A 9725-nucleotide genomic window follows, 5' to 3' on the forward strand; every position below is an offset into this window, starting at 1 on the left:
GATGTCCGCGAACGACGGGTGTGTGATCGTCGGTGCCAGCCTGGCCGGGGCCAAGGCCGCGCAGGCCCTGCGCGAGGAGGGCTTCGACGGCCCGCTGGTTCTGATCGGGGACGAAAGTGAACAGCCCTACGAACGGCCGCCGCTGTCCAAGGGCTACCTGACGGGCAAGGACGCACGCGAGCCGATCTACGTCCATCCGCCGCAGTGGTACGCCGAGCATGATCTGGATCTGCGGCTCGGCATGGCGGTCACCGCCGCCGACCCGGTCGCGCGCGAGGTGACCCTCGCCAACGGCAGCCGAGTCGGCTACGGCAAGCTGCTGCTGACCACCGGATCCTCCCCGCGCCGCCTTCCTGTCCCAGGTGCGGACCTGGAGCGGGTGCTGTACCTGCGGCGGGTCGAGGACAGCGACCACATCAAGGAAGCGTTCCGGTCGGCCTCACGGGCGGTGGTCAGCGGCGCGGGCTGGGTCGGCCTGGAGACCACTGCCGCCGCCCGCATGGCCGGTGTGGAGGTCACCGTGCTGGAGATGGCCGAGCTGCCGCTGCTGCGGGTCCTCGGCCGTGAGGTCGCTCGGGTCTTCGCTGAACTGCACCGCGATCTTCCTGGGTCCGCCGGAGAGCGGCTTGCGCAACATGGTGGAACGCCTGCTGGCCGAGGCTGAGAAGCGCGCCAGGACGGTGGCACCAGACGTCGAGGTCTCCCGCGCGGTGGTGACAGGTGAACCGCTGACGGTCCTGGAAGCGCAGTCCCGTGCTGCGGAACTCGTGGTTGTCGGCTCGCGCGGCCTGGGGAGCTTCGTCGGGCTGATAGTGGGATCGACGGCAGTGCATCTGGCAGCGCATGGCCAATGCCCGGTCCTCGTCGTCCGCGAGCTAGGTCAGGGCACAGAGGCGATCGTGGTGGGTGTCGACGGCTCCTCGGCCGGTGCTGGAGCGGTTGATTTCGCTTTCGCCGAGGCGGCGCTAAGCAGGGTCGGCATCGTTGCTTTGCACGCCTGGACCCCATGGAACGCGCCGATGCCACCGCCGCAGGACGAGGCAATGCCGTACGCGAACGAGCCAGGAGCGCTGGCCGCGCAGGAGGAACGTCTACTGCACGAGGCTCTTGTCGGCCGCCAGGAGGCGTATCCGGGTGTGAGCGTGAGAGTGACCTGTATGCCTCGCGGCCGCTTGACCAGGAACTCGTGTCGTCGTTGAACGTAGAGGTCACCCTGGCGGACCTGGCCCAGAGCATCTCCGAAATGGGCTATCCACAGGCCCGCTGAGAGCCGATCTGTCTGCCCATCGGCACGCTTTTGCTGGTGGGCCTTCGTATTCAACGGTCGCCGGTTCCCCGAGGAACCCAGCCCGCTGGCAGCAGGCAGGCAGGCCGCAGCCGGCGCACCCGCTCGCGCGGGATCGCAGGCCACGGAACGGCAACGCATTCTGCCGGGCCGATGCGGCCCGGCAGAATGCGCATCTTTCAGGAGGTCAGCGAACTGACGCTCCACTGCTGGTTGTGCCCGGTGCCGCAGCTGTACTGGATGAGCTGGGCGCCGTTGGCGGCCGAAGCGCTGACCACGTCAGCGCACTTGCCCGAATGCCGGGCCACGAGCTGGACGTAACCGCTGCCGGCATCGCGCAGCTGCCACTGCTGGTTCTGCCCGTTGCCGCAGTCGGACTGGATGAGCTCGGCGCCGTTGGCGGTGGAAGCGCCGGTCACACTGGCGCACTTGCCCGAATGCCGGGCCACGAGCTGGACGTAACCGCTGCCGGCATCGCGCAGCTGCCACTGCTGGTTCTGCCCGGTGTCGCAGCTGTACTGGATGAGCTTGGCGCCGTTGGCGGCCGAAGCGCTGGTCACGTCGGTGCACTTGTCCGAATGCCGCGCCACGAGCCTGCGGTGGCTGTCGTTGCCGAAGCCGGCACCGCGCCGGACCCGCACGTCGTCGACGTGCACCGACCCGCGCTCGCCGCCGTTCGCGTACCAGGCGACCTTCGCGATCCCCGGCATCGAGGTGCGGAACGTGGCGTCGCTCAGCACGCGCCGGCCGTCGATGTCCAGGTCGAAGCGCTGGTTCACCGTGTCGACGGTGAGCGTGACCCGATACCACTGGCCGGAGGCGTACGTCCCGATGACTCGGGCCGTGCTTCCCTCGTACGCGCGGATCTCGCCGCGCGCGAACGCGACGCTGACGGCTGGTGCGCCGCTGGAGTTGTACACGTAGGGCAGCCCGAACCAGCCCGCCTGCGTGTCGTTGCGCATGACCTGCGCCTCGATCGTCACCACGCCCTGCAGCGGGGTGCCGAAGACCCGGGCGAGGTTGGTCCCGTCGGTGCCGCCGCCCTCGATCGCGCGGCTCAGCCGGACGCTCTTGTCGGTGGCGGAGGGCGTCTCCACCGCGGAGACCTGGTTGTTGGTCGAGACGACCCGCCATCCGTTCGTACCGTCGGCGAGCGCGCCGGTCGCCAGGCCGTCGAACGAGTCCGTCAACGCGACGTCGGGCGCCCCGCGCTCGAAGGCGCCCATGTCCGGACCGCTTCCGGCCGGTACCGGCGTCCCGGTGAAGTCGAGGCCGCCGTTGCCGGTGACGGTGGCACCGGCGTCGGCGAACACCGATCCGGCTTGGAGGGCGAAGTTCGCCGCCGTGCCGAGCCTCGGGCCGTTCTCGTCGCCGTAGGGACCCGCGACGGCGGCGTTCACGAACTGCGGAGCGCCGACCACGGCGTTCACGTCGGACGTGGGCCGAGTCGTCAGGTTGGACGAGTACCCGTTGTTCTTGTAGACGATGCTCGACTGCTGCCTGAAGTCAGGCGCGGAATGTCCGGAGATGAACAGGTTGTTGGTGAACCACGCCTTGCCGGAGACACCGCCGGTCACCATGGTCGACGAATCGGTGTTGGCGAAGACGTTGTTGTAGATCTCCGCCACCGTGCCGCTCTGCTGCGACATGTGGATGTTCCAGCGCTTGCTGCCGGTGATGACGTTGTAGCGGAGCACCACGCTGCCGAACTTGTACGTGGAGTTGCACGCGCACAGCAGGATGCCGTCGCCGTTGTCGTGGAGGTAGTTGTACTGGAACACCTGGTTGGTGGTGCCGATGTCGGGGTCCATGCCGTTCTGGTCGGCACCACCCGACGAGAGACGGGTGCCCATGATCTCGTTGTACTGGACGGTGACGCTGTCGGCCATGTAGGTCTCGACGCCGGAGACGCCGACCCGGTCGATCACGTTGCCTTCGACGAGTCCGCCCCGGACGTTGGTGAGGTAGACGCCGTTGCAACCGTAGGAGGTGTTCTCCTGCGTGATGTAGTTGCCGCGGATCGTGACGTCGGTGTGCGGGGTGAAGTTGGAGTCGCCGGCCGTGGCGCGCCTGCCCCAGCCCGTCGCGACCGCACCGGGTGCGTCACCGACGTACTGCTTCACGACTATGCCGCCGAACGAGGTGTTCTTGATGGTGGAGTTCTCCACGGTGATGCCGTCGAGCACCGTGGGGGCGCCGGGCGCGGTGATGTCCTGGACGCCGGTGAGGAAGGCGATGCCGCCGGTGTTCTTCGAGCGGTCCCAGCCCTGTACGAAGGTGATGCCCGGCTTGTTGCCGGTACTGCTGCCGCCGATCCACTTGACCTCGCCGGTGACGTCGTGCACGTCGACCGAGTCGATCACGAAGTGGCGTAGGGTCTGGCCGTTGTCACCGTGCACGCCGATGCCGCGGAAGTCGCCGAGCTTCGAACCGTCTGTCGTCCCCGTGGGGACCGTGTTCGACACATCGAGGTTGCGGATCTCCCAGTACTGCTGGTTGTGCAACCGCACCGCGTCGCCGACGGTGCCCTGGCCGGCGATCTTCGGCTTGGCGCCCGCCCCGTAGCTGTCGATGCTGATCGGGGAGCCGTCGGCACCGGACCCCTTCGGCCACAGCTGCCCGGTCCAGCTGTCACCGGCCGCGAAGCGGATGGTGTCGCCGGGCTGGAACGTCGTCGAGTTCACCTTGCTCAGCGAGCGCCAGGGGGAGCTGGTGCTGGTCCCGGAGTTGCTGTCGCTCCCGGTCTCGCTCACGTAGTACGTGCTGCCCGCGGCGTGGGCCCGCTGCGCGGGGATGAGCACGATCGAGGCGAGCACGACGGCCAGCGCGCACAGCGCGGCGGCGGTCGCCCTCGGCACAAGTCTTCGGTAGGTGGTCATGGTCCTCTTCTTGTCGTGTGCGGTCGTGCGGTACCGGCTCCTGGAGTGACTCCTCCAGCCGAGACATCACGTAACGGCTCGGAGCGCGGGTGGTGCGGGTCCGGGGGCGGGTGCACCGACGGGTGGCGATGTCGCGGGTGTGGACCGGGCCCGACCCGCCCTCTCGGAGGCCGGGCTCGGGCGGCGGCTCCGGTAGCGGACGGCCGTCCGTGAGCCCGGGGGTGAACGCCTCCGTGTCATCGCAGCCCGGCGGCCCGGATCATGTGCGGGTCGATGCGCTCCGGTGCAGGCGGCGTCACGACCGGAACGGGTGCGAGGGAGGCCGGCCCGCACCGGGCCGGCGGGAGGTCGAAGGCGGTTGTGTCGTCACGTTCGACGGCACGTCATCGGCGCTGCCGAACCGCCGCCAAGGTGTGCTGAGGATCCTCATGCTCCCCTCAAGGCGTGCTGGGAAAACGTATTCCGCGCAGTGTGTCCAGAGATGATCGAGCCGTCAAGGTTTCCAGCCGGACGAACCTCTCGGCACGTGAGGGTGATGGCCGCCGCCGGCCTGCCGGAAGACGAACGGCAGGCCGGCGGGCCCCTCCACGCTGACCGCACCGCCCACCGCCCACCGCGCACTACGCCCTCGCCGGCAGGCACGCCCAAGGAGCAGCGTGTCGGGCTGCCCTCCCGTACGCCGGCCTGATGCGGGAGACGGCGCCGCGCTCGGGCGGCGCCCGGCCCGGCTCCGGACGACACCCCCCGCTGCTCGCCTCGCGGTACGGACCGGCCTCGCCGCACGGTGGCAGGGACCGGCCCCGCCGCGCCGCACGAACCGGCCGGTATCCACAGCAGGGGCAGGTCAGGGGACGTGGGCCGCCGTACTGTCGCGCACCACGAGCTGCCCGCGCATCATCAGGCGTGAGGCTTGCGCACGAGCCGCGAGCGCGAGGCGGACCGCCTCCGCGCCCGCCTCCGCCAGCGGCAACGACACGGTCGTCAGCCGCGGTGTCACGTCGGTCGCGAGCTCGATGTCGTCGAAACCGGTCACCGAGACGTCCGCCGGTACCGACACCCCCGCGGCCCGGAAGGCGGACATCGCGCCGATGGCGATGGTGTCGTTGGCGGCCAGGACCGCGTGCGGTGGCTCGAGTCCTCGGGCGACCAGCCGCCGGGCCGCGTCGAATCCCCCTTGGCGGCTCACCGCACCGTGCGAGATGTGGATGTGCCGTTCCTCGAGACCGGCGTCGCGCAGCCCGGCCACCAGACCCGCCGTGCGGGCGGCGACGTTCCCGCGCCCGCGGACGCCGGCGAGGATGGTCACGTGCCGGTGCCCCGACTCGGCGATGTGGGTGGCCAGTTCCTTCGCGGAGCCATGGTTGTCGAAGCCGATGGCGTCGAACGGCATGTCGGTGTCACCGACGATCACCACCCGGCCCCCGTCACGTTCGTAGCCGAGCAGCTCGTCGAGCAGGCGCCCGTCCAGGGCGTTCGCGTCCAGGCGGCTGGAGGTCAGTATGAGCGCCCGCGGCCGGAGCGCACGCTGCAGCCGGACGGTTTCGAGCTGGCGCCCGGCGGTGCCGTGGGTCGACGAGACGGTCACGAACGCCCCGGCGTCGCGCGCCTGCCGTTCCATCGCCGCGACGACCATTCCCATCGACGGGGTGGTGAGGTCGTCGGCGACCACCGCGATCGAGTCGCTCGCGCGCCGCATCGCCCGGGCCGCGGCATCCGCGGTGTAGCGCAGCGCGGCCGCGGCGGTGAGGACCCGCTGCTCGTACTCGGGGGCGACCGTCCGGGAACTGCCGCCCAGGACTCGTGACGCGGTCGTGACCGACACTCCGGCGGCCGCCGCCACGTCGCGCAGGGTGACGGTCGGTCTGGCTGGATGGGGCATGTGCCATTCCCTCCCGCACTATGAGAACGCCGCCGCCGAGCCGCAGCGGCCTGCACGGGCCGCCACCGAGCCGCAGCAGCCCTCACCAGCCGCAGCCGACGCCACCCGAGGATATCCATGGCCGGCCGCCGACGGGGATACGGACCGTACAGGTGACGCGGTGGCGTGCGGCTCGGCTCCACGGTGGACACGAACACGCCCCGGGTCCGGCGGGACGCTCCGTCGCGGAGTGCCGTGTCGGCGTCGCCACGGCCCTGGCAGCGGCGCCTGTCGCACCGCCGGAACGCCGTCGCATCGGCACTGGGGCGTGACTCAGGCACGCGGGGCCGAGGCCACGCACCGTGTCGCGTCCAGACAGGCACGGCCCTTTCGGCCCCACGCCGTGTCATGGCCATGGGCGCCGGGCCTCAGAGGGGAAACGCACTGCGCCACGGGTGAGCGGTCTGCCGCGCATCAGGCCCTCGTCATCCCACCGCCTTCGAGGCGCTGTGCGTCCCAGTGCACAATGTGTGACATGGAAGATGGGCCGGCAGCGTCTCCGCCACGGCGCGGGGCGGCCGTATCCGGGGAGCGCCAGGCAACCTTGCGTGATGTGGCCCGGGCCGCGGGCGTCTCGCAGGCGACGGCGTCGCGCGTGCTCAACGGCAGCATCCGCAACGTCCGGCAGGGGAACGCCGCCCGTGTGCTCGCCGCGGCCGCGGAACTGGGCTACGCGCCGCACCTGTCCGCCCAGGCGATCGCGCGGGGGTCGACGAACACCGTCGCTCTGGTGGTCAGCGGTGTCGACGACCCGTACTTCTCCTCCATCGCGGCAGGTGTGACGCAGGCGGCGGAGGCGGCCGGACTCATCGTGACCATGGCGGTCGCGGGCCGCTCCCCCGAGCGTGAACTCCAGATCGTCAGGACGCTGCGCGGCATGCGGCCCCGCGCCATCATCCTGACCGGCAGCCGCATCGACGGCAGCGACACCCGCGACGCTCTCGTCGAGGAGTTCGACGCCTACCGGGATGCCGGCGGCAGCGTGGTCCTGATAAGCCAGCACGATCTGCCGTTCCGCACCGTCAGCATCGACGACTACGGCGGGGCGCGGCAGCTTGCCCGCGCGTTGGCAGGCCTCGGCTACCGACGGTTCGCGGTGGTGTGCGCGGGCGGGGGACTCAGGACGTCCCGTGACCGGTGCGGTGGATTCATGGACGGCCTGCGCGAGTTCGACATCGACATCAACGAACAACGCGTGGTGGAAGCCGAGTTCAGCCGCCGAGGCGGGTGTGCGGCCGCCCGTGAGCTGGTCCGTCGGGGCCTGGACGGCACGGAACTCGTCTTCGCCGTCAGCGACGTCATGGCGATCGGTGCGATGACGGCATTCCGCGACGCAGGACTGGTCCCCGGCCAGGACGTCGCCGTCGCCGGCTTCGACGACATCGGCCCAGCGGTGGACGTCGTCCCGGAGCTGACCACCGTGACCGTACCTCTGCGGCAGCTCGGGCTCCGCGCGATGGAGCTCGCGCTGTCCGACGACGACGCCTCGCGGATCGTGCAGGTTTCCACGAGCGTTGTCCTACGGGGCAGCACACGGCGTCTGCCACGGCCGCGGGCCGACGACCGGGGCTGAGATCCCGGCTGTGGTGCCGCGTTTGCGTCCTGCCCCCGGCCGACTGCTCGACGGTGCCTGGGTGGTGGGACGGGCTGCCGTCGACGCGGCACCTGACTGCCAGCGGATCGCGGGCGTGGTGCGCCGCAGGGCGGGCCGGCCCCGACAGGCCATGGACTGCTGCAGGCCACGGGATCGAGGTGGGGCCGGGCCCCGACAGGACTTCGGCGAAGGCCGAGGACCGCCCTCAAGGCCAGGCGTCCACGGGCCGCGGGTGGCGGCCGCGCGCGAAGACGCGGAGGTGCGGGCAGAACCGGTCTGGCTGTGGTGCTCAGCCAGCGCCGCGACGCCGGTGGACGCGGACCGCTGGTGGCAGTCGTTCCTCCGCCACCGCGGCCCGGGCCGCGGCCACATGTTGTGCCCAGAGCCGACGTCCGCCCGGTACGGCCACCGCGGCCGCGCCGATCGCCCCGACCGCCAGCGCCAGAAACCGTCGTCGGCCCGATGGCTGTCCCGCGCCGTCCACCACCGAGATGCCGATGTCCGACGACGGCGAACGGGCACCCTGCAGGGGGTGTGGGTGCGCCGCCACGTCCGTGTCCAGGCCGGTGCCGTCCCCCAGGCCCTGCGCCGATACCGCAGCACGGCGTGGCAGGGTGCGACGCAGCAGCACCAGAAGACCGGCAGTGGCCAGTGCATCGGCCCTGTGGTCGAAGGCCGGCTCGGTGGCGCGCTTCGAGCCTTCCTCCGCTCGTGACACCGACAGCCCTTACAGGAACTCGTCTTTATTGGAGCCCAGTGGAAGCGGAGCCGTTGCGGACGGCCCTGACCGACTGCCTCATGCGGGAAGGCGAGGCCCTGCCCGCTTCCGACCCCTTCCCCGCCTGGGACACCTACGGCTTCGACGAGAGCTGCGCGCACGAGCACGGCCCCCTTGCCACCGTGACGGGCCACTGAAACTCCGGGCCAGGCGGTGGTCGCAGCCACGGCACCGTCCGGCCCGGTACACACCTTTGTCAGAGAGGCCACTCATGGACGACAGGAAGAAGCCGCGCCTGGGGACGGTGCAGGAGACCCTCCTCATACCGCTGTACGCCCGCGCCGTGGAGAACCGCAAGGAACACGCGCTGCTAAGGGATACGGCGACCCCAGCGCGTCGACGAGCGAGTGCAGGAAGGGCCGGTCCGTCAGCTGTGCGCCGAGCGGCGGCTCCACCCTGGGCCTCAGATACAAGGGCGCATCCATGTGAGACCCCTCCCGGTGCCGGCCGACCGTCGGCGCGACGATCGTTCGGGAGTAGTCGTTTCCAGGTATATCCGGCCCTAAGCCTCACCGGCCCGGGTCCCGGGGCAAAGTCCCGTGCTCAGGAGGGGGTGGTCGTGAGGATGCGGTTGAGCGCGCTGCCGGGGCGGCTCGTGAGTTCCTCCCAGGTTCCCGCTTCCGCGATGCGGCCTCCGTCAAGGACGGCGATGCGGTCGGCACGGCGGATGGTGGCCGGGCGGTGGGCGATGACGATCGTGGTGCGATCCTCCTTGTGCAGCGCGGTGGCTAGTTGGGCGTCGCCGGCGTTGTCCAGGTGGGCGGTGGACTCGTCGAGGACGAGGACTCTCGGCCGGACCAGCAGCGCGCGGGCCATGGCGATGCGGGCCCGCTGGCCGCCGGAGAGCGTGGCGCCGCGCTCGCCGACGAGGGTGTCCATCGGGGCTATCCGGTCGACGCCGCACAACCGGGCCGCTTCGGCCAGCGCCTGGTCGTCCGCCTCGGGTGCGGCGAGCCGCAGGTTCTCGGCGAGTGAGCCGTGGAAGAGGGGCGTGTCCTGTCCCACCAGAACCACCGCACGCCGCAGGTCATCGTCGCTCACCTCCCGCACGTCCACGGGGTCGCCGTCGGCGGGCAGCAATTGGACCGCACCGCCGGACGGGTCCCAGAAGCGCGCCAGCAGGTGGGCGCAGGTCGACTTGCCGGCACCGGAGGCGCCGACCAGAGCGAGTGTCCGGCCCGGAGGGACGGTCAGATCGACGCCGTCCAGCACGGGCCGTCCTCCGTAGTCGAACCTCAGCCGGTGCAGCCGGACGCCCAGCGGTCCGGGCG

General features: G+C 70.9%; 5 protein-coding genes and 3 pseudogenes. 4 read left to right on the top strand and 4 right to left on the bottom strand.

The window, feature by feature from the left end; all coding sequences use genetic code 11:
* Nucleotide 1 precedes the first annotated feature (1 nt).
* Nucleotides 2-601 (top strand): annotated as a pseudogene (locus tag C1J00_RS09075) (NAD(P)/FAD-dependent oxidoreductase); the annotation flags it as partial.
* Nucleotides 602-605: 4 nt separating this feature from the next.
* A pseudogene (locus tag C1J00_RS09080) lies at nucleotides 606-1145 on the top strand (universal stress protein); the annotation flags it as partial.
* Nucleotides 1146-1464: 319 nt separating this feature from the next.
* On the opposite strand, the gene C1J00_RS46560 reads toward C1J00_RS09080, so the two are convergent.
* Complete coding sequence (locus C1J00_RS46560) at nucleotides 1465-4164, bottom strand: RICIN domain-containing protein (RefSeq protein ID WP_245936272.1); 2700 nt, start codon at nucleotides 4162-4164, stop codon at nucleotides 1465-1467.
* 844 nt (nucleotides 4165-5008) lie between these two features.
* The gene (locus C1J00_RS09090) at nucleotides 5009-6043 is read right to left on the bottom strand and encodes a LacI family DNA-binding transcriptional regulator (protein WP_102908522.1); all 1035 of its coding nucleotides are present in this window, start codon (nucleotides 6041-6043) and stop codon (nucleotides 5009-5011) included.
* 592 nt (nucleotides 6044-6635) lie between these two features.
* Between C1J00_RS09090 and C1J00_RS09095 the strand changes: the two genes are divergently transcribed.
* A complete protein-coding gene (locus tag C1J00_RS09095; RefSeq protein WP_245936274.1) occupies nucleotides 6636-7655 on the top strand; it encodes a LacI family DNA-binding transcriptional regulator in 1020 nt (339 codons plus the stop codon).
* A gap of 310 nt (nucleotides 7656-7965) precedes the next feature.
* Here the strand turns inward: C1J00_RS09095 and C1J00_RS44650 are convergent, their stop codons facing one another.
* Nucleotides 7966-8394, bottom strand: coding sequence for a hypothetical protein (locus C1J00_RS44650; RefSeq protein WP_180989473.1), 429 nt, complete (start codon nucleotides 8392-8394; stop codon nucleotides 7966-7968).
* On the opposite strand from C1J00_RS44650, the pseudogene C1J00_RS09100 reads away from it, so the two are divergent.
* Nucleotides 8327-8591, top strand: a pseudogene (locus tag C1J00_RS09100) (GTP-binding protein); the annotation flags it as partial. The gene C1J00_RS44650 and the pseudogene C1J00_RS09100 sit on opposite strands and share 68 nt — an antisense overlap.
* 406 nt (nucleotides 8592-8997) lie before the next feature.
* On the opposite strand, the gene C1J00_RS09110 reads toward C1J00_RS09100, so the two are convergent.
* Nucleotides 8998-9725, bottom strand: a 728-nt coding sequence (locus C1J00_RS09110) for an ABC transporter ATP-binding protein (protein WP_245936273.1), incomplete at its 5' end; no start/stop codon positions are given.

Origin of the sequence: Streptomyces cahuitamycinicus, assembly GCF_002891435.1 — a bacterium.
GTDB lineage: Bacteria > Actinomycetota > Actinomycetes > Streptomycetales > Streptomycetaceae > Streptomyces > Streptomyces cahuitamycinicus.